Annotated in this window: 17 protein-coding genes and 1 pseudogene; 11 read left to right on the top strand and 7 right to left on the bottom strand. The window is 71.0% G+C overall.

The window, feature by feature from the left end:
* From M6G65_RS11900 to M6G65_RS11885, 4 genes are read right to left on the bottom strand one after another with little or no spacing between them, the layout of a single operon-like run.
* Positions 1-1,692 carry a methyl-accepting chemotaxis protein gene (locus M6G65_RS11900; RefSeq protein ID WP_250103963.1) on the bottom strand — a complete coding sequence of 564 codons (1,692 nt, stop codon included), beginning with the start codon at positions 1,690-1,692 and terminating at the stop codon, positions 1-3.
* A gap of 33 nt (positions 1,693-1,725) precedes the next feature.
* Positions 1,726-2,328 carry a chemotaxis protein CheW gene (locus M6G65_RS11895; RefSeq protein WP_250103962.1) on the bottom strand — a complete coding sequence of 201 codons (603 nt, stop codon included), beginning with the start codon at positions 2,326-2,328 and terminating at the stop codon, positions 1,726-1,728.
* Complete coding sequence (locus M6G65_RS11890) at positions 2,328-3,860, bottom strand: CheR family methyltransferase (protein WP_238197127.1); 1,533 nt, start codon at positions 3,858-3,860, stop codon at positions 2,328-2,330. The genes M6G65_RS11895 and M6G65_RS11890 overlap by 1 nt, the downstream gene beginning before the upstream one ends.
* A gap of 7 nt (positions 3,861-3,867) precedes the next feature.
* Positions 3,868-4,362 carry a chemotaxis protein CheW gene (locus M6G65_RS11885; protein ID WP_238197126.1) on the bottom strand — a complete coding sequence of 165 codons (495 nt, stop codon included), beginning with the start codon at positions 4,360-4,362 and terminating at the stop codon, positions 3,868-3,870.
* Positions 4,363-4,570: 208 nt separating this feature from the next.
* On the opposite strand from M6G65_RS11885, the gene M6G65_RS11880 reads away from it, so the two are divergent.
* The 7 genes from M6G65_RS11880 (at position 4,571) to M6G65_RS11850 (ending at position 11,683) form a co-directional block, all read left to right on the top strand.
* Positions 4,571-4,816, top strand: a complete 246-nt coding sequence (locus M6G65_RS11880; RefSeq protein WP_238197125.1) for a hypothetical protein — start codon at positions 4,571-4,573, stop codon at positions 4,814-4,816.
* Positions 4,817-5,080: 264 nt separating this feature from the next.
* On the top strand, positions 5,081-5,902 hold the full coding sequence (locus M6G65_RS11875; RefSeq protein WP_238197124.1) for a DeoR/GlpR family DNA-binding transcription regulator: 822 nt from the start codon (positions 5,081-5,083) through the stop codon (positions 5,900-5,902).
* 84 nt (positions 5,903-5,986) lie between these two features.
* Positions 5,987-7,519 carry a glycerol-3-phosphate dehydrogenase gene (gene glpD, locus M6G65_RS11870; protein ID WP_250103961.1) on the top strand — a complete coding sequence of 511 codons (1,533 nt, stop codon included), beginning with the start codon at positions 5,987-5,989 and terminating at the stop codon, positions 7,517-7,519.
* A 54-nt stretch (positions 7,520-7,573) separates the two neighbouring features.
* Complete coding sequence (gene glpK / locus M6G65_RS11865; RefSeq protein ID WP_250103960.1) at positions 7,574-9,079, top strand: glycerol kinase GlpK; 1,506 nt, start codon at positions 7,574-7,576, stop codon at positions 9,077-9,079.
* A gap of 289 nt (positions 9,080-9,368) precedes the next feature.
* Positions 9,369-10,100, top strand: coding sequence for an MIP/aquaporin family protein (locus M6G65_RS11860; RefSeq protein ID WP_238197121.1), 732 nt, complete (start codon positions 9,369-9,371; stop codon positions 10,098-10,100).
* A 125-nt stretch (positions 10,101-10,225) separates the two neighbouring features.
* Positions 10,226-11,209, top strand: coding sequence for a lipoyl synthase (gene lipA, locus M6G65_RS11855; RefSeq protein WP_238197120.1), 984 nt, complete (start codon positions 10,226-10,228; stop codon positions 11,207-11,209).
* A 15-nt stretch (positions 11,210-11,224) separates the two neighbouring features.
* Positions 11,225-11,683, top strand: coding sequence for a type II toxin-antitoxin system RatA family toxin (locus M6G65_RS11850; RefSeq protein WP_238197119.1), 459 nt, complete (start codon positions 11,225-11,227; stop codon positions 11,681-11,683).
* 30 nt (positions 11,684-11,713) lie between these two features.
* On the opposite strand, the pseudogene M6G65_RS11845 reads toward M6G65_RS11850, so the two are convergent.
* Together M6G65_RS11845 and M6G65_RS11840 are read right to left on the bottom strand one after the other, a co-directional pair.
* Positions 11,714-12,930 (bottom strand): annotated as a pseudogene (locus M6G65_RS11845) (FAD-dependent oxidoreductase).
* Between the two features lie 24 nt (positions 12,931-12,954).
* Positions 12,955-13,452 (bottom strand): CinA family protein, encoded by a 498-nt coding sequence (locus M6G65_RS11840; protein WP_250103959.1) that lies wholly within the window; start codon positions 13,450-13,452, stop codon positions 12,955-12,957.
* 103 nt (positions 13,453-13,555) lie between these two features.
* Between M6G65_RS11840 and M6G65_RS11835 the strand changes: the two genes are divergently transcribed.
* Complete coding sequence (locus M6G65_RS11835) at positions 13,556-13,954, top strand: MAPEG family protein (RefSeq protein WP_238197116.1); 399 nt, start codon at positions 13,556-13,558, stop codon at positions 13,952-13,954.
* Positions 13,955-13,981: 27 nt separating this feature from the next.
* On the opposite strand, the gene M6G65_RS11830 is transcribed toward M6G65_RS11835, so the two are convergent.
* Positions 13,982-15,313 carry a bifunctional 2-C-methyl-D-erythritol 4-phosphate cytidylyltransferase/2-C-methyl-D-erythritol 2,4-cyclodiphosphate synthase gene (locus tag M6G65_RS11830; RefSeq protein ID WP_238197115.1) on the bottom strand — a complete coding sequence of 444 codons (1,332 nt, stop codon included), beginning with the start codon at positions 15,311-15,313 and terminating at the stop codon, positions 13,982-13,984.
* A gap of 168 nt (positions 15,314-15,481) precedes the next feature.
* Between M6G65_RS11830 and dusB the strand changes: the two genes are divergently transcribed.
* From dusB to ntrC, 3 genes are read left to right on the top strand one after another with little or no spacing between them, the layout of a single operon-like run.
* On the top strand, positions 15,482-16,507 hold the full coding sequence (gene dusB / locus M6G65_RS11825) for a tRNA dihydrouridine synthase DusB (RefSeq protein ID WP_238197114.1): 1,026 nt from the start codon (positions 15,482-15,484) through the stop codon (positions 16,505-16,507).
* Complete coding sequence (locus tag M6G65_RS11820) at positions 16,504-17,646, top strand: two-component system sensor histidine kinase NtrB (protein WP_250103958.1); 1,143 nt, start codon at positions 16,504-16,506, stop codon at positions 17,644-17,646. The genes dusB and M6G65_RS11820 overlap by 4 nt, the downstream gene beginning before the upstream one ends.
* 47 nt (positions 17,647-17,693) lie before the next feature.
* A complete protein-coding gene (ntrC, locus tag M6G65_RS11815) occupies positions 17,694-19,160 on the top strand; it encodes a nitrogen regulation protein NR(I) (RefSeq protein ID WP_238197113.1) in 1,467 nt (488 codons plus the stop codon).
* Positions 19,161-19,219 lie beyond the last annotated feature (59 nt).

Raw genomic sequence — 19,219 nt, 5'->3', positions numbered from 1 at the left:
TCAGTGCCGGTAGCGTTCGGCGAGGGCCATGAGCGCCTGGGCCAGCTCCGTCAGGTTGGCCGAGGCGGTCTCAACCTGCCGCGTGCCGGCCGCCGTCTGTTGGCTGGCCTGCCGGATGTTCTGGAGCGCGCCCATCACCTGCTCGATGCCGAGCTGCTGCTGGTTCGTCGATGCGATGATCTGCTGGAAGGTCTGGACATTCTCCTCCACCCGGGCGGTGATCTCCTCGATGGTCCGCTGCGTCGTGTCCGAGCGCGTCTTGCCGGCGGCGGCGCGCTTGACCGCCTCCTCGGTGAGCATCACCGACGTGTTGATGCCCCGCTGGATCTCGCCCAGGATCCCGCGCACCTGGCCGGTCGCCGCCTTCGCCTGGTCGGCCAGCAGCTTCATCTCCGAGGCCACCACCGCGAAGCTGCGCCCGCTCTCGCCGGCCGCCGCCGCCTCGATCGCGGCGTTGAGCGCCAAGAGGTGCGTGCGCTCCGAGATGTCGTTGACCGTCTCGATGATGTCGCCGATCGTCTGGGTCTTCTCCGACAGGCTGACGATGTTGCCGGCCACCGCCTCGGCCTGCTCGCGGATCGCGTCCATGGCTTTGGCAGTGTCCGAGACGGCGCGCAGCCCCTGCCGGGAGGTCTGGGCGGTGGCCTGGGCGGTGGCGATCACCTCGGTGGCGCGCTTGCTGATCTGCGCGCCCGAATGGGTGATCTCGTCGACCGTGGCGGCGGTCTCCTGCACGGCGGCGAATTGCTGCTCGACCGAGGCCGCCTGCTCCTGCGCCGAGGCGCGGATCTCGGCCGCGGCTGCGTTCAGGTCGGCGGTGGCGGCCCGGTTGGTGCGCGCGAGATCCGACAGCCCCGCCACCATCGCGTTCAGCGTCGTGCCGAGGCGGCCGATCTCGTCACCACCGCGCGCGTCGAGCTGCCCCGACAGATCGCCCTCGCCGACACGGGCCACGAACGCCATGACCGTCTCCAGCGGGCGCACCACCGCGCGGCTGATCAGCCACGTGACGATGATCGCGAGGAGAACGGCGGCCGCCAGTGTCAGATAGATCGAGAGGCGGGAGCGGTCGTAGACGTCCTGTGCCGCGCGCTGGCCCAGGGCCATGCCGCCGTCCAGCAGGGTTCTCAGGTTCTTGATCCCCTCCAGGAAGGGCACCTGGAGGCGCGTGATCTCGTCGTTGCGCGCCTCGACGGCGGCCGTGTCCTGCTTGAGGATGGCGGCGAACTGGGCCTCGCTCAGGTTTCGGACCTCGCGGAAGGCGCGCTGGACCTCGCCCGCCGCCGCGGCGATGCGGTCCCAGGCGGCGATGCGGTCGGCGGAGGGCGAGAAGGCCCTGTACTCGTTGGAGAGCTGAATCGTGGCGGCGAGGCGGTTCTCCACCTGGGTCGCGGTCTGGCGCCACTTCGCCAGCGTGTCCTCCGTGCGGGTCAGCTGCCCCTGAGGCTGAGGCTGAGACTGAGACTGCGTCAGCATCGCGATCACCGCAGTGCGGCGCAGGATCCCGAGATCCCGGGCCTCGTTCCCGAGATCGTCGAGCTGGCGCAGCACCGTCATGTCACGCCGCACGATCGCGTCCGTGGTGTCGCGCACCGCCCCGATCTGCTCCAGCGCGTAGAGGCCGAGCGCCACGATCACCACCGTGACGGCAAAGAAGCCGAGGAGGATTCGTCGTCCGATCGAGAGCGTCACGGTCGCGGGTGGCTCCAGTGAAAACAGTGCCCGTCAGGGCAGGACGCGGCGCAGAAGGCGGGGGAGATCGATGACGACGAAGTCGGGACGGCCGTCGCTCGTTGCCCCGGGGGCATAACCCGAAGCGGCCTCGTTGCCCAATCCGTCAGGATCCGCGATCCCCGACGACGCTGCGGAAGATCCGGCGGCGCGGACGATGCCGAGCACCCGGTCGACCGCGAAGGCGAGCGGCTGGGCAAGACCTTGGTGATGGGGCTGTGCGTGGGACAGCGCGCTCCGCAGCACGACCAAGTGCCCCCCGTCGGCCTCTGGATCGGGCGCGGCGTCCGGGCGTCCGAGCGCGCGCGCCGTGCTGAGCACCCCGACAATCCGGCCCGAGAGGGCGACGAGCCCGATGAGGGCCGGCACCGCGCCAGGCATGGGTGTACACGGGCGCATCGGCAGGATCTGCGCGACGGCGGTCACCGGCAGTCCGTAGCGCTCGGACCCGCAGGCGCAGACGAGATGGTCGACGCCGGTCTCGGCTTCCCCTGCGGCCGCGCCGCGCCGGGCGAGGGCGGCGGCGCGTTCGCTGCGCAGGTCCCGGTCCGTCCGGACGCGCTGATGGCCCTTCGGTCCGCTCGATGTTGCCTCCATCAGGAACTCCTGCGGTCGGCGCCGCGGCCACGTACGAGACCGGCGCGGGCTGCCGCCGCGCCGGCCGCGACCTCGCCGGCGGACGCGCCGTCCCCCTCGGGCAGCTCGGTATCCGGCCCGAGGGCTTGGCTCAGGGCAATGGCATTGTCGAGGGCGCGGGCGGCCTCGTCGGGGCGGCCCAAGCCGAGGAGCAACAGGCCGAGATGGTAATGGGCCATCACGAAGGCCCGGTCGAGATAGAGCGCCGCCCGCAGCGCGCGCTCGGCCTCCGCGTCACGCCCGAGGGTGCGGGCGAGCAGGCCCTCGTAGAAGCGCAGGGCCGGATCGGTGGGATCTCGATCGAGGGCGGCGCGCAGCGCCCGCCAGGCTGCGCCGGTCTCGCCCGCATCCGCCAGGGCGCGGATCGTGTCGATATCGCTTGAAGACGCCGTCTCGGCGCGAGGATCCGCTTCCTCCGGGGCCTCGCCGGCCGGCTCGCTCGTCGGCTTCGCGCGCGAGGCCGGCGCGCGGCCCTGGCCGGGCGGACGTGCGTCTTCCAGAGCAAGCGCGGCCGCGTCATCCGGGCTGGCGGGGGCGCGTCCATGCGGCACCGCCGGTGCTTCGACGATGATCGGGATCGGAGCGGCTGGGGGTGGCGGCAGCGCCTCGACGAGGCGGCGGTAGACCACCGTGCCGGGCAAGCTGACGGGTGCGAGGAAGGACGCGAAAGCCGGGCTCGGCTCGGCATGGCCGAGCAGCAGCCAGCCATCGTCCCGCAGCCTGCTGCTGAGGCCGCGCACCACGGCGCTGACGGTACGGGCGTCGAAATAGATCAGCACGTTCCGGCACAGGATAAGATCGAACACTTCGCCCTGCGGTGGTCCGGGCTCGGTGAGCGTCAGGAGGTTGCCGCGCTCGAACCGCACCAATGTGCGAAATTCCGGCCTCAGGGCATAGCCGCCCTCGCGCCGGATCCCGGGGGCAGGCGGAAGCCGGGTGAAGTAGCGCAGCCGGTCCTCCGGCGGCATCGTGCGCAGGGCCCAGCGGCCGTACTCGGCGGCGCGCGCCGTCGCCAGCGCCTCCGTGCTGATATCGGTGCCGAGGATCGCGATCCGCCAGTCGGGCAGCGCCTCCCCGAGAAGCTCCCGCACCAGGATCGCCAGGGAATAGGGCTCGGCCCCCGTGGAGCAGCCCGCGCTCCAGATCCGCAGCGAGCGCTCGGAAGCCCGTGCGTCGATCAGCGCCGGCAGGATCGTCTCCCGCAACGCCTGGAACTGCTCGGCGTAGCGGAAGAAGAAGGTCTCCCCGACGGTGATCTCCGCCTCGAGACGCGCCCATTCCGCCTCGCCCTGGGCGCCATCCGACAGGAGGGCGGCATAGGCGGCGCAGTCGGTGGCGCCGGATGCGCGGAAGCGCCGGCGCAGGCGCTCGATCAGCAGATCGTCCTTGTCGATGTAGTAATGGTGGCCGGTGCGCGCGATGATCCGTGCCTTCAGCGCGGCATAGGCCGGGTCGGCACCCGGATCGGGGCGGGGCGTACCCGAACGTGGCATCGGGCGGTCAGGCGGTCTGCGGCAGCGCGGCGAGCCGTTCGGCGGCGGCCTGCGACAGCGCGGTGACCCGGGCCTGTTCCTGCGCGGTCAGGAGCCGCTCCGGCGCGAGCGCGTGGATGAGGCGGTCGCCGAGGACGAGTTCGGCCGCGACACAGCCGTTGAGCGTCTCCTCCGCCTCGACCGGCCGGATCGCGGCCTCGGGGACGGTCACGAGGTCGGCGGCCCGATCCACGAGATAGGCGTGCGGCGCGGCGCGGGTGAGGACGAGGTGCGCGTAGAGGCCGGCCGCCGACACGGCCGGGCGCAGGCCGAGCAGAGCGGCCAAGTCGATGACCGGGACGGGCGCGCCGCCGAGATTAAGGAAACCGATGAGCCATCCCCCGGCAGCGGGCGGATTGTGCAGATCCGGAAGCGGCAGAACCTCGGCCACGGCCGCACGGGGCAGGGCGCAGGGCGTGCCGGCAACGTCGAGGACGAGATAGGCCGAACCGTTGCTGGCCACCGCCACTCGCTCCCCCCTTATCCGGTCGCGGCCGAACCGGGACGGCTCGCGACATAGGCCGTGTTAACGCTCCCGGCAATGATCGGGTCCGAGGCGCATGTTCAGGCGGAACCAAGTCTTGTCTGAGCCGCTTATTTTCCGACGCAGCGGAATCGCACCTGACGAGGTGCGCGGCCTCGCCTGCGCCGGTCTACGCCAGGGATTGACGATGAAGAAACTTCTGATCGCTGCCGCGTCGCTGACGCTGCTCGCGGGCTCCGCCTACGCCCAGGGCAACTCGCCCTACAATTCCTCCGGCTCGCAGGCCGGTGGCCCGCGCGGCGGCATGGAGCGGGCAGCGGAAGGCGCCGCGATGGAGCAGGGTGCCGCCCCGACGGCCCGGCCGATGATGCGCAAGCGCATGAAGCACAAGCGGATGATGAAGCATCACCGCCGGATGCGCCATCACATGTAATCACCGTCGGGCCTCGTCGCGCTGAGCGGCGCCGCCCATACGGTTTGGCCTGTCGCGACTGCGGCAGGCCTTTTTTGTGCCTGTTCACAGGCCAGAAGCCGGCGGAGCAGCCAAGCAGCATAATGCAACCCGCTCGCCGGTTGCCGGACACGACAGGGGGTTCAAGCTCCTGCGAACCCGGCATCGACCGAAGGATGTTCGGAAACGAACACGGTTCGATCAGCGGTAGGGTACTTGGGGAGCGGGGAACCGCTGGGAGGATCGATGTCACGACCGCTCGACCGGAGATCCGAGGACAGGATCGAGGCGACCGGTGTCGAGGGGCGGCGCAGCGCCATCGTGGCGTCGGTACGCCAGCGGGGCTTTGTCACCATCGAGGCCTTGGCGGCGCAGTTCGGCGTCACCGTCCAGACGATCCGGCGCGACCTCAACGAATTGAGCGCCGAGGGCCGCCTCGAACGCTACCGGGGCGGCGGCGGCCTGCCGTCGAGCGTCGAGAACATCGACTATGCCGACCGGCGCGTGACCCTGCTGCCGGAGAAGACCCGGATCGGTCGCTTGGCGGCAAGCCGGATCCCGTCGCACTGCTCAGTCTTCATCAACATCGGCACGACGCCGGAGGCGGTCGCCCGAGAGCTGACCCGTCACGACGATCTCAGCATCATCACCAACAACCTCAACGTCGCGATCTCGTTGGCGGAATTGACGGAGTTCCGCATCGTGGTGGCCGGCGGCACCGTGCGCAACCGCGACGGCGCGGTGCTCGGCCAGCTCACCTGCGACACGCTCAGCCAGTTCCGCGTCGACGTGGCGGTGATCGGGATCAGCGGCATCGACGCCGACGGGGCGCTCCTCGACTACGATTACGAAGAGGTTCGCGCGACGAAGACCATCCTGGCGCATGCGCGGAAAACCTTCCTGGTCGCCGACCACACCAAGTTCACCCGCCGTCCGATGGTCCAGGTCGGGCGGCTGGACCAGGTCGACACCTTCTTCACCGACCGGACGCCGCCCGCCGAGATCGTCGCATTGATGGAGCGCCAGGGCGTCACGCTGGCCGTGGCCGAGAGCGGTCGCGAACCCTAACGAACACTCGTTTTTTCGCTTGCGAAAATCCGTGGCAGGCTCAATATATCTCCAACCCGCCGCCAGGGCGGGAGAGGAGGAACCATGGCGGCAGCAACGCGCCAGCCCGAGCCGTCCGACGCCTACGATCTTCTGGTCGTCGGCGGCGGCATCAACGGCACAGGCATCGCCCGGGATGCGGCCGGCCGCGGCCTGTCGGTCCTGCTGGCCGAGCGCGGCGATCTGGCCGGCTTCACCTCCTCATCCTCGGCGAAGCTGATTCACGGCGGCCTCCGCTACCTCGAATATTACGAGTTCCGCCTCGTCCGGGAGGCGCTGGCCGAGCGCGAGCGGCTGCTGCGGCTCGCCCCGCACGTGATCTGGCCGCTGCGCTTCGTCCTGCCCCATGACGAGGGCCTGCGCCCGGCCTGGATGCTGCGGCTCGGCCTGTTCCTCTACGACCATCTCGCGCGGCTGCGGACCCTGCCGGGCTCGCATGGAATCGACCTGCGCAGTTCCGCCTACGGCGCCCCGCTGCAGAAGCGCCTGAACCGGGGCTTCGTCTATTCCGACTGCTGGGTGGAGGACAGCCGCCTCGTGGTGCTGAACGCCATGGATGCCCGCGAGCGCGGTGCCACGGTGCTGACCCGCACCGGCGTCGTCTCGGCGCGGCGCGAGGGTGACGGCTGGGTCGCGACGCTGCGCGATGAGCGCGGCGGGGCCGAGCGGACCATCCGGGCGAAGGCCGTGGTCAACGCCGCCGGCCCCTGGGTGAGCGCCACGCTCGGAGGCACGCTCGGGATCAACAGCCGCGCGGCGGTGCGTCTGATCAAGGGCAGCCACATCGTGGTGAAGCGCCTGTTCGAGGGCGATCAGGCCTACATCCTGCAGCAGCCCGACAAGCGCATCATCTTCGCGATCCCCTACGAGCGGGACTTCACGCTGATCGGCACCACCGACGTGCCCTACGACGGAGAGCCCGGCCCGGTCTCGATCTCGGACGCCGAGACCGACTACCTCTGCGGCTGCATCAACCGCTCGTTCGACACCAAGATCACGCCAGCCGACGTGGTCTGGAGCTACTCGGGCGTGCGCCCGCTCTACGACGACGCGGCCGAGAACGCCTCCGCGGTGACCCGCGACTACGTCCTCGACGTCGAGGACCAGGGCGGGAAGGCCGCGGTGCTCTCGGTCTTCGGCGGCAAGATCACGACCTACCGGCGGCTCGCCGAGCACGCGCTGGAGAAGCTGAAGCCGTATTTCCCGCATCTGAAGAAGGCCTGGACCGGGGACGCGGTCCTGCCCGGCGGCGCCATGAAGGACGCCGACTTCGACCAGTTCCTCGCCAAGTTGAAGGCCGAGAAGCCGTTCCTGCCCGACGAGACCGCCCGGCGCCTCGCCCGCGCCTACGGCACCCGGGCCCGGGACATCGTCGGAACGGCGCAGTCCATGGCGGATCTCGGCGAGGCCTTCGACGGCGGGCTGACGGCGGCCGAGGTCGATTACCTGCGCACCGAGGAATGGGCGGTCACCGCCGACGACATCCTGTGGCGCCGCTCGAAGCTCGGCTTGCGCACGAGCCCGGAGAGCGCCGCGCGCCTGGCCGCCTATCTCGATCGCAGGGCCGAGGCGGCCTGACGATTTCGGACCCGTTCCGGCGCAGACCGGCCGGGCATAACAGGGGAGGGAACGATGAGCCGTTACGTCGGGGCCATCGACCAGGGCACAACCAGCAGCCGCTTCATCGTGTTCGACCGGGAGGGCAGCGTGATCGCGCTCGCCCAGGCCGAGCACGCGCAGATCTACCCGGCGCCCGGCCATGTCGAGCATGACGCCACGGAGATCTGGACAAAGACGCAGAGCGTGATGCGCGAGGCGCTGGAGAAGGGCGGGCTCCAGCCCTCGGATCTCGCGGCGGTCGGCATCACCAACCAGCGCGAAACGACGCTGATCTGGGACCGGACGACCGGCAAGCCGCTGCACAACGCGCTGGTCTGGCAGGATACCCGCAACGACCGGCTGGTGGCCGAGTTCGCCCGCGACGGCGGCCGCGACCGGTTCCGCGACCTCACCGGCCTGCCGCTGGCGAGCTACTTCTCCGGGCTCAAGCTCCGCTGGCTGCTCGATCATGTCGAGGGCGCCCGCGCGAAGGCCGAGGCCGGCGACGTGCTGTTCGGCAACATCGACACGTGGCTCGTCTGGAACCTCACCGGCGGCACCGAGGGCGGCCTCCACGTCACCGACGTGACCAACGCGAGCCGCACGCAACTCATGTCGCTCAAGACCCTGGAATGGGACGACGGCATGCTGAAGACCTTCGGCATCCCGAAGGCGATGCTGCCGAAGATCGTCTCGCCGAGCGAGGTCTACGGTGAGACCAAGGCGCCGTTCGCGGGCGTGCCGATCGCCGGCATCCTGGGGGACCAGCAGGCCGCCCTGTTCGGCCAGACCTGCTTCGCGCCGGGCGAGGCCAAGAACACCTACGGCACCGGCTGCTTCGCGCTGATGAACACCGGCGAGGAGCCGGTTCCCTCGAAGGCCGGCCTCGTCACCACGCTGGCCTATCGCCTCGACGGTCAGAAGCCGGCCTACGCGCTCGAAGGCTCCATTGCCATCACCGGCGCCCTGGTGCAGTGGCTGCGCGACAACCTGCACATGATCAAGGATTCGGCCGAGGTCGAGACGCTCGCCACCACGGTCGAGGACAATGGCGGCGTCTACTTCGTGCCGGCCTTCTCGGGCCTCTACGCGCCGCACTGGAACGAGGGCGCCCGCGGCCTGATCATCGGCCTGACCCGCTACGTCAACCGCGGCCACATCGCCCGCTCGGTGCTAGAGGCGACCGCCTTCCAGACTCACGAGGTGCTGGACGCGATGGCCAAGGATTCCGGCATCCCCGTCAAGGAGTTGCGCGCCGACGGCGGCATGGTTGCCAACAACACGCTGATGCAGTTCCAGGCCGACATGCTCGACGTGCCGGTGGTGCGCCCGAAGGTGGCCGAGACCACCGCGCTCGGCGCCGCCTACGCGGCGGGTCTCGCGGTCGGCTACTGGAAGGGGCTCGACGACCTCAAGCGCAACTGGGGCGTCGACAAGCGCTGGACGCCGAAGATGGATGCCGGCCGGCGCGAGACCATCGCCGCCGCCTGGAGCCGGGCGGTGCAGCGCTCCTTCGACTGGAAGACAGACGAAGATTGACGGCGCCGCCCTCGGGCCCGTGTGCACGGCGTGCGGGCCCGGGGCCGCGTGACCACCTCCATCACACCCGCGACCTCATCCTGAGGTGCGGCGAAGCCGCCTCGAAGGAGGGCTTCAGCCAGCCGCGCGATCCCTGGGGCTCGCCTTCGAGGCCTCCGCTGCGCTTCGGCGCCTCACGATGAGGGAGGTGGATGGGATCCGCGCAGATATCAGTGACCGCCTCCGGCGATCACACGCTCGCACAAGCTTTGGACTCTTACAAAAAGCAGCGAACGGGGGAGACAGGACGATGACATCACCCTTCCTGGGCGAATTCCTGGGCACGATGACCTTGATCGTGCTCGGCGACGGCGTCGTGGCCGGCGCCCTGCTCAAGCATTCCAAGGGCGAGAATGCCGGCTGGATCGCCATCACGGCGGGCTGGGCCTTCGCGGTCCTCGCCGGCGTGTTCGTGGCCAACGCCGCCGGCAGCGCCGATGCCCACATCAACCCGGCGGTCACTGTGGCGGGCGCGGTCAGCTCCGGCGATTACAGCAAGCTCGCCACCTACATCCCGGCCCAGATGCTCGGCGCCTTCGTAGGCGCCGTGATCGTCTGGCTCCACTACCTGCCGCACTGGGGCGCGACCCAGGATCCCGGCCTCAAGCTCGCCTGCTTCTGCACCGGCCCGGCGATCCGGGACGCGAAGGCCAACTGGCTCTCCGAGATCATCGCGACCTTCTTCCTGATCCTGACCATCTCCGCCCTCGTGACCACCACGCTGGGCTCAACCAGCGCGATCCCGCGGGCCGTCGCGCCCTACATGGTCGGCATGCTGGTCTGGGGCATCGGCCTGTCGCTCGGCGGCACCACCGGCTACGCCATCAACCCCGCCCGCGACCTGGGGCCGCGCGTGGCCCACGCGGTGCTGCCGATCGCCGGAAAGGGCACCTCCGACTGGGGCTACGCGCTGATCCCCGTCGCCGCACCGCTGGTCGGGGCGGTGCTGGCCGGACTGTTCGTCCGGACGCTCGGGATCTGACGGAACGACCACACCCTCAACCGCCGCGGGGCGGCCCGGCGTCGCGGTGGTTTGCGGCGCGCGGCCTTGGGCCTTAAGTCAGGGCGATCCCGACCGCGCCCCCGGGCGCTTCCCCGCGGTGTGGCATGGCCATCGTCCTCGACATTCTGAAGAACGATCCGCGCGCCGCGCGCCTGCGCCATCCCGAGAAGGCGCACCGGCCCGACCAGCCGGTCCAGGCCAAGAAGCCGGACTGGATCCGCGTGAAGGCGCCGGGCTCCAAGGCCTGGAGCGAGACGCAGAAGATCGTGCGCGAGCACGGGCTCGTTACCGTCTGCGAGGAGGCCGGCTGCCCGAATATCGGCGAGTGCTGGGAGAAGCGGCACGCCACCTTCATGATCATGGGCGACACCTGCACGCGGGCCTGCGCCTTCTGCAACGTGCGCACCGGCCTGCCCGACGCCCTCGACCTGGGCGAGCCGGACAAGATCGCCGATTCGGTGGCCAAGCTCGGCCTGCACCACGTGGTCATCACCTCGGTGGACCGGGACGACCTGAAGGATGGCGGCGCCGAGCACTTCGCCCGCACCATCGCGGCGATCCGGCGGGCGAGCCCCGGCACGACCGTGGAGATCCTGACCCCCGACTTCCTGCGCAAGGACGGCGCGCTCGAGGTCGTGGTCGCCGCCAAGCCCGACGTGTTCAACCACAACCTCGAGACCGTGCCGGCCAAGTACCTCACGGTGCGGCCCGGCGCCCGCTACTTCCACTCGGTGCGCCTGCTGCAGCGGGTGAAGGAGCTCGACCCGGCGATCTTCACCAAGTCCGGAATCATGGTCGGGCTCGGCGAGGAGCGGAACGAGGTGGTCCAGCTCATGGACGACCTGCGCTCGGCCGATGTCGACTTCCTGACCATCGGCCAGTACCTGCAGCCCTCGAAGAAGCACCACGAGGTCGTGCGCTTCGTCCCGCCCGACGAATTCAAGGCCTACGAGACCACCGCCTACGCCAAGGGCTTCCTGCTGGTCTCGGCCACGCCCCTGACGCGTTCGTCGCACCATGCGGGCGAGGACTTTTCGCGACTTCAGGCGGCGCGTCTGGCCAAACTGTCGCCCGCGCTCTCGGCCTGAGGAAACCCGAACACGATGCCGTCCTTCCGGGTCACCCGCGCGGTGAAGCATTCGCCGCAGCAGATGTACGACCTCGTCGCCGACGTGGAGCGCTACCCCGAGTTCCTGCCGCTCTGCGAATCCCTGCGGGTGATCCGCCGGCAGGACATGCCGGACGGCGGGCAGGTCCTGATCGCCGAGATGGGCGTGGGCTACAAGGCGATCCGCGAGCGCTTCACCACCCGGGTCACCCTCGATCCGGCGAACCTCAAGATCGTCGCCGAGTATATCGACGGCCCGTTCCGGCACCTTGAGAACCGCTGGCTGTTCAAGGACGGCCCGAACGGCGGCTGCAACGTCGACTTCTTCATCACCTACGAGTTCAAGAGCCGCACCCTCGGGCTCCTCATGGGCACGATGTTCGATCGGGCCTTCCGCAAGTTCACCGACGCCTTCGAGGGGCGGGCGGACCGGATGTACGGGGCGCGGGCGTAGCGCCCCGAAGGCGCGGGCGCCGCGACGGTCTCAGGCTCGCGCCGGCATCCGCACGTGCTCGGGCCGCACGCCCATCCCGATCATCCGCGCCGGCAGGACTTGGAGCCGCGGCAGGGCGTCGAGGAGGCGCAGGGCCAGCGGCGCCCGGAACGGCGCGTCGGCCGCCAGCGACGCGGCGATGACGCGGGACTGGATCACCCGCTGCAGCGCCTGCGTGGCCCGCACCGGAAACATCCGCCGGGCCTGGACCCGGGCGAGGTCGGCCTCCGTGGGTCGACCGGCCCGCAGAGGCTCGGCCAGGAGGTTGGCCGCCGCCACCGCGTCCTGGATCGCGAGGTTGATCCCGACGCCGCCCACCGGCGACATGGCGTGCGCGGCGTCGCCGATGCAGAGCAGCCCCGGGCGATGCCAGCGGTCGAGCCGGTCGACCGTGACGGTCAGGAGCTTGACGTCGTCCCAGTCGGCGATGGCCTCGGTGCGGTCGGCCAGGAACGGCGCGAGCTGCGCCACAGCGGCCCGGAAGGCCGGCAGGCCCTTCGCCCGGAGCGCGGCGTCGCCGCCCTTCGGCACCACGTAGGCGCATTGCCACGTGTCGCCCCGGTCGAGGGTGATGAGGATCCGTCCCGGCCCGAACCGCCCGGCCGCCGCCTCCGGGTCGCCGTCCCGGCGCGGCAGGCGGAACCACAGCACGTCGATCGGCGCGCCGAAGGCCCGGGGGTAAATCCCGCCTGCGCCCTCATCCGCGAATGACGGCCATCCGCGCAGAGCACGAGATCGGACCGGATCTCGACCGGGCCGTCCGGCCCGGCGGCGCGCACGCCCGCGACGCGACCCTCCGCCTCAATTAGGTCCTGCGCCTCGGTGCGGCGGATCAGGCGGAACGCCGGGTAGCGGGCGGCCTCGGTGGCCAGGAAATCCAGGAAGTCCCATTGCGGCATGAACGACAGGAAGCGGTTCCGGGTCGGCAGCCGGCTGAAATCGGCGATCCGGTAGCTGCGCCCGTCGGCGACGCCGGAGAAGTTCTCGACGCGGCGCTGGGGGAGGGCGCGGAAGCGCTCGGTGAAGCCGAGCTCGTCCATCAGGTCGAGGGTCGAGGGGTGGATCGTGTCGCCGCGGAAGTCGCGCAGGAAATCCGCGTGCTTCTCCAGCACGGTGACGTCGATGCCCGCACGGGCGAAGAGCAGTCCGGCCATCATCCCGGCGGGGCCACCGCCGACGATGCAGAGGCGCGTCGTCACCGTGTCCATGGGCCGTCCTTTCCCGTGCCGTGATCAGTCGCCGAGGGCGTCCTCCAAGAGGCCGAGCGCGTCGGCCACGGCGGCGCGGCGGATGCCCGCGCGCCCGAGATCGCCGTAGCGCCGCTCCAGATGGCGCGTCTCGCCGCCCCGCCGGCCGAGGCCGAAATGCACCAGCCCGACGGGCTTCTCAGCACTCCCGCCTCCGGGGCCAGCAATGCCGGTAATCGCCACCGCGACGGAGGCCCGCGACGCGGCCAGCGCCCCGGCGGCCATCGCCCGGGCCACAGGCTCGCTGACCGCGCCGTGCCGGCGGATCAGGTCCATGGGCACGCCGATCGCTTCGGCCTTGGCCTCGTTCGAGTAGGTGACGAAGCCGCGCTCCAGGACGGCCGACGAGCCCGGCACCGCGGTGAGCAGGCCTGCGACGAGGCCGCCCGTGCAGGATTCGGCCGTGGCGATGCTGCGCCCGGCCGCCGCGTAGGCCGCGACGAGCGCCTCGGCGCGGGCGAGAAGCTCTGCGTCGCCGATCATCGCGAACGGGCTCCCCTCGGGCGGCGGCGCCCTATCTCATGTTGTGACGCAAGGCCGAGCCCGGCTCAAGGAGCGGCGGGCCCCGATCGGAGACACCCTTTCCATGATCTTCCCCGCGACCACGGCCTTCTACGCCGGGCTGCTCGCCCTCGTATATCTGGGACTCTCGGGATGGGTGATCGGGGCCCGCGTCTCCGAGAACGTGCTGTTCGGCGACGGGGGCGACGACACGGTGCTCAAGCGCGTGCGCTCGCACGCCAACTTCGCGGAATACGTCCCGCTGGCCCTGATCGTCATCGGCCTGCTGGAGGCGAGCGGCGGCAGTCACGGGCTGGTCCAGGCACTGCTGATCGCGCTGCTGGTCGCCCGGATCCTGCATCCGATCGGGATGTTCGCGCCGCCGAACTCGCCGCGCCAGTTCGCCTGCCGCGGTGGCGGCATCATCGTAACGATGGCGGCCCTGGGCGTCGCGGCAATCGCGCTGCTGGTGCGAGTGGCCTGAGGCCGACCGCGCCCGGCCCGAAACCGCTCAGCCCTGTCGCATCGCGGTCTCGGCCTGCGCGTCGAGGGCGGGGCCGTCCTCCTCGGGCAGCCGGACCGTGGCGGCCGCCTGAGCCGCAAGACCCTCGGCTCGCCCGACGAAGCCGAGCTTCTCGGTGGTCGTCGCCTTGATGGAGACCGCCGAAAGCGGCACGCCCGCGATGGCGGCGATGCGCGCGCGGATCTCCTCGCGGTGCTTGCCGATGCGCGGCGCCTCGGCGAGCACCGTGATGTCGAGGTGATCGATGCGGCCGCCGCGGGCGCGGACCAGATCGCAGGCATGGGCCAGGAACTGGTCCGAGGCGGCGCCGCGCCAGCGCTCGTCGGAGGGCGGGAAGTGGGTGCCGATATCGCCGTCCGCGATGGCGCCGAGCAGGGCGTCGGTCAGGGCGTGCAGTGCCACGTCCCCGTCCGAATGGGCGAGCACGCCGCGATCGGCCGGGATCTTCACGCCGCCGAGCCAGACATGGTCGCCGGTGGTGAAGGCGTGCACGTCGAAGCCGGTGCCGAGGCGGGTCACGTAGGTGGTCATGGCGCGGGCTCCCGGCGCTGGCAATTCGGTGGTGGCGGTCGCGAAGGCGCGGTCCGCCTCGATCAGGTCGGCGGGCTGGGTGATCTTGCGGTTGGCGACGTCGCCCGCGAACACCACCACCGGCAGGCCGGCCCATTCGGCGAGGGCGCCGTCGTCGGTGAATCCGTCGAGGCCCTGCGCGGCGGCGTCCCGGTGGCCCTTGAGCAGCGGGCCGAAGGCGAAGGCCTGGGGGGTCTGGACCGCGCGCAGGTGCTCCCGCGGCGGGGTCTCGTGCACCCGGCCGATGCCGGGCGCGATGTCGACGACGCGCTTGACCGTGTCGGTCACCGGCACGCCGGGAACGGCCGCGCCGTGGTCGCGCCCGGCCGCGATCGCCCGGGCGATCAGCGCGGAATCCACGTAGGGGCGGGCGGCATCGTGGACAAGCACGATCTCGGGCGCATCGCCGGCGGCCAGCGCCTCCAGACCAGCGCGCACGGAGAGTTGGCGCGTCGCGCCGCCCTCGACCGGCGCGGTGATCTTGGCGCGAAGCGCGGGCGCGAGTTCCTCCAGGCAGCTCCGGAAGAAGTCCGCTGCGTCGGCGGCGATCACCGGCTGGATCCGCGCGATCGCGTCGTCCGTCGCGAGCGCCGCCAGGGTGCGGGTCAGGACCGCCTGTCCGCCGACCCGGCGGTACTGCTTGGGCGTGCCGCCGCCGATGCGGATGCCGCGGCCGGCTGCCACCACCACCGCGGCGACGCCGGCTCCCGCGCTGGCGGGTCCGGTGGCTGGCGTGCCGGTGGCGGGCATGGGCGACGAACTCGTGAAGTCCTGAGGGGCGGAGGGACGGCCAGCGCGGGCCAGCAGTGCCGGCGCAACCCTGCCGCGGAGGGTGCCCGTCGTTTAAGCGGGGAGGGCCCGAAATCAACGCGCGGTCCCGCTTGCCAGCGGACCGGCCTTGCCTCATTGTTGTGCAGAATGACGACTGATCATTATTTGAGCGCGCTGCGCCGCGACGGTGCGAAGGCTGAAGCGGCAGACCCTGCGCCGCTCTGCCTGCTCGCCCCTCTTTCGGGCGTCACCGACCTGCACATGCGCCGCATCGCCCGCCGCTGCGGTGCCGACGCGGTGATCTCCGAGATGGTGGCGGCCCGGGAATTCACCCGCGGATCCGGCGAGGCCACGCTGCGTGCCGAGGGTTCCGGTGTCGACCTGCACGTTGTCCAGCTCGCGGGCTGCGAGGCGGCCCCGATGGCGGAGGCCGCCCGATTGGCCGAGGCTGGGGGCGCTCACGTGATCGACGTGAACATGGGCTGCCCGGCCAAGATCGTGACGGGGATCGCATCGGGCTCAGCGCTGATGCGCGATCTCGACCATGCCGAGCGCCTGCTCGCGGCGGTGCGGGGCGCGGTCTCGGTCCCGGTGACCGTGAAGATGCGCCTCGGCTGGGACGATGCGAGCCGCAACGCCGCCGATCTCGCCACCCGCGCCGAGCGTCTGGGCCTGAACGCCGTGACGGTCCACGGGCGGACCCGCCAGCAATTCTACAAGGGCAGCGCCGACTGGACGGCGATCCGCGCTGTCGTCGCGGCGGTGTCGATCCCGGTGATCGCCAATGGCGACGTGACCGACCTCGCGAGCGCCCGCGCCTGCCTGGACGCTTCGGGCGCCGCGGGGGTCATGATCGGCCGTGCGGCGACCGGCCGCCCCTGGCTGGTCGGGCAGGTCGCCGCCGCGCTCGCCGGCCGGCCGGCCGCGGAGCCGTCCCGGGCCGAGCAGGCCGCCCTGGCCGCGGAGCATTACGCCGGGCTGCTGTCGCTCTACGGCCGTGACATGGGCGTGCGCCACGCGCGCAAGCACCTCGCCGCCTATGCCGAGACCGGCGGCGCGCTGGGCCCGGCGGAGCGCGCGACCCTTCTCACCACAACCGATCCGGAGACCGTGCTGACCTTGCTGGCACGAGCCTTCGCGGGCGCGGCGAACCCCGTCCAGGAGGCCGCGTGAGCGACGAGTCCCTCCCGAAAGAGTCCGGCAACCGGCGCGACACCGCCGCCGAGGCCGTGCTCAACGCCCTGCCGCTGCCGGTCCTGACCATCGGCGCCGACGAGCAGATCCTCCACTGCAACCACGCCGCGGAGGCGTTCTTCGACTACTCGGCGCGGCTGATGCAGCGCCGGCGGCTCCGCGACATCATCCCGTTCGCCTCGCCGATCATCGCCCTGGTGGCCGAGGTCCGGCGGCGCCGCGCCAGCGTCAGCGAGTACCGGGTGGAGCTGACCCAGCCGCGCCTTGGTCTGGAGCGCAGCGTCGACGTGTTCGCGACGCCGCTCGGCGACGACGGCGACGCCGTGGTGATGATGCTCCAGGAGCGCACGATTGCCGACAAGATGAACCGCCAGCTCACCCATCGCGGCGCGGCGCGCTCGATGGTGGCGCTCGGCGCGATGCTGGCCCACGAGATCAAGAACCCGCTCGCCGGCATCCGCGGCGCGGCGCAGCTCCTCGAGAGCACCGGCGCCGAGGAGGACCGGCTGCTCACCCGCCTGATCTGCGACGAATCCGACCGGATCGTCCGCATCGCCGAGCGCATGGAGCTGTTCGGCGACGAGCGCCCCTCGGATCGCGGCGCCGTCAACGTCCACGGGGTGCTCGATCAGGTGAAGCGCTCGGCGCAGTCGGGCTTCGCGCGGCATATCCGGTTCATCGAGACCTACGACCCGTCGCTGCCGCCGGTGCTCGGCAACCGCGACCAGCTGATCCAGGTGATCCTGAACCTCGTGAAGAACGCCGCCGAGGCGATCGGCCCGGACGCGGTCGAGGGCGAGATCACTCTGTCGACCGCCTTCCGCACCGGCCTGCGCCTTCAGGTTCCGGGCTCCCGCGAACGGGTCAGCCTGCCGATCGAGGTGGCGGTGCGCGACAACGGCCCGGGCATCTCGGCCGAGCTGCTGCCGGACCTGTTCGACCCGTTCGTCACCACCAAGGCGCAGGGATCCGGCCTCGGTCTTGCATTGGTGGCCAAGATCGTCGGCGATCACGGCGGGATCGCCGAATGCGATCCCGCCCCGCGCCGCACGGCGTTCCGCATCCTTCTGCCGATGTCGAGTGCCCGGGACGGGCGCGAATCGGCGGTCGATCCGTGATGTCGATCCCCAAATCCGGCCCCCGTCGGAGGTCTGAGTAGAGAGTCATGCCGAACGGCCACATCATCGTCGCCGACGACGACGCCGCAATCCGCACCGTGCTCAACCAAGCGCTGTCACGGGCGGGCTACGAGGTCCGCTCGACGGGCAATTGCGCCACCCTCTGGCGCTGGGTCGCGCAGGGGGAGGGCGACCTCGTCATCACCGACGTGGTCATGCCCGACGAGAACGTGTTCGACCTGCTGCCGCGCATCAAGCGGGTGCGGCCCGAGCTGCCGATCATCGTCATGAGCGCGCAGAACACCTTCATGACGGCGATCCGCGCCTCGGAGCGGGGCGCCTACGAGTACCTGCCGAAGCCCTTCGACCTGAAGGAGCTGATCGCCATCGTGGGCCGGGCGCTCTCGCGCCCCCGCGGCGCGGCGCCGGCCGGCGCGCCCCCCGAGAACGAGGACATTCCGCTGGTCGGCCGCTCGCCGGCCATGCAGGAGATCTACCGGGCGCTCGCCCGGCTGATGCCGACCGACCTCACCGTGATGATCACCGGCGAGTCCGGCACCGGCAAGGAGCTGGTGGCCCGGGCGCTGCACGATTACGGCCGCCGCCGCACCGGGCCGTTCGTGCCGGTCAACATGGCGGCGATCCCGCGCGACCTGATCGAGTCCGAGCTGTTCGGCCACGAGAAGGGCGCCTTCACGGGCGCGCTCCAGCGCTCCGCGGGCCGGTTCGAGCAGGCCGAGGGCGGCACGCTGTTCCTCGACGAGATCGGCGACATGCCGATGGAGGCGCAGACAAGGCTGCTGCGCGTGCTCCAGCAGGGCGAGTACACGACGGTGGGCGGACGGGTCCCGATCAAGACCAACGTCCGGATCATCGCGGCGACCAACAAGGACCTGCGGATCTCGATCCAGCAGGGCATCTTCCGCGAGGATCTGTTCTTCCGGCTGAACGTGGTGCCGCTGCGCCTGCCGGCCCTGCGCGAGCGCTCGGAGGACGTGCCGGATCTCGTCCGCCACTTCTTCGTGCTGGTCGAGCGCGAGGGCCTGACCCGGAAGTCCCTCGACGGCGACGCGATGGAGCGGCTCAAGCGCTACCGCTGGCCCGGCAACGTCCGCGAGCTGGAGAACCTCGTCCGGCGGCTCGCCGCGCTGTACCCGCAGGAGACGATCACCGGCCCGGTGATCGAGGCCGAGCTCGACACGCTGCCGCTCGCGGCCCCCGCCGCCTCGAACGGCAACGGCGCCGCCCGCAAGGCCGGCGGGGAGTCGGAGAGCCTGTCGAGCGCGGTCGAGCGGCACCTCTCGGACTACTTCTCCGGTTATCGCGACACGCTGCCGCCGCCCGGGCTCTATCACCGGATCCTGCGCGAGATTGAAGGCCCGCTGATCGGCGCGGCGCTGGCGGCCACCCGCGGCAACCAGATCCGCGCGGCGGAACTCCTCGGGGTCAACCGCAACACCCTGCGCAAGAAGGTGCGGGACCTGGACCTGCAGGTTTTCCGGACGGCACGGTAGGACGTCCGGACCGATCCCGCCCATCCCGCTCATCCTGAGGTGCCCGCGTCAGCGGGCCT

Origin of the sequence: Methylobacterium tardum (assembly GCF_023546765.1) — a bacterium.
In the GTDB taxonomy this organism is placed as follows: domain Bacteria; phylum Pseudomonadota; class Alphaproteobacteria; order Rhizobiales; family Beijerinckiaceae; genus Methylobacterium; species Methylobacterium tardum.
This window is presented reverse-complemented; position numbering and strand designations above follow the sequence as displayed.